We start from the raw sequence: 702 nt of genomic DNA, 5'->3' as shown, positions 1-702 counted from the left end.
CCGGAGGATCCGGACGCGCCGCCGTCGCCGAGCTGGTCCGCCGCGGCCACGAGGTCACCGCCGTCTCCCGCCACGCCGCCGCGCTCACCGGGCCGCACGTCCGCGGCGTCGACGGGGACGCGACCGACCCCGCCACCGTCGACGCCCTCGTCGCCGGGCAGGACGCGATCGTCGTCACCATCGGCATCAGCGAGAACCCCGTCCGGGTCCGCCTGCGCGGACCCGCCGGCACCCCGATCGACGTCCGCTCGCGCGCCACCCGCGAGGTCGTCGCCGCCATGCGGCGGCACGGCGTGCGGCGCGTCGTCGTCCAGTCGTCCTACGGCGTCGGGTCCACGCGTGACCGCCTGCCGTTCGGCACGCGCCTGGTGTTCGCGCTGCTGCTCGCACCGCAGATCGCCGACGAGGAGCGCATGTCGTCCGAGCTGCGCGCCTCGGGGCTCGACTGGGTCGAGGTGCAGCCCGTCTACCTCACCGACGACGACGTGCCGCAGGCACCGTTCGCGTCGCCCGACGGCGAGATCCGGTCGATGAAGGTGTCGCGCAGGCAGGTCGGGCGGGTCCTCGCGGACGCCGTCGAGCACGACGACGTCGTCCGGTGCTCGCTCGCCGTCTCGCACGACCCCGAGGCACAGGCCGCCCCGCAGCGACGCTCGGCCACCGCGGCCCGGCGCTGACCGCGTCGCGCCGGTCCCGGGGGCG

General features: G+C 76.8%; 1 protein-coding gene. It reads left to right on the top strand.

Annotated elements, in window-relative coordinates:
• Positions 1 to 677 (top strand): NAD(P)-dependent oxidoreductase (locus CBZ_RS18695; RefSeq protein WP_130782970.1); only part of this gene is annotated, 677 nt, incomplete at its 5' end.
• Positions 678 to 702: the final 25 nt, after the last annotated feature.

Origin of the sequence: Cellulomonas biazotea (genome assembly GCF_004306155.1) — a bacterium.
Lineage (GTDB): Bacteria > Actinomycetota > Actinomycetes > Actinomycetales > Cellulomonadaceae > Cellulomonas > Cellulomonas biazotea.
This window is presented reverse-complemented; position numbering and strand designations above follow the sequence as displayed.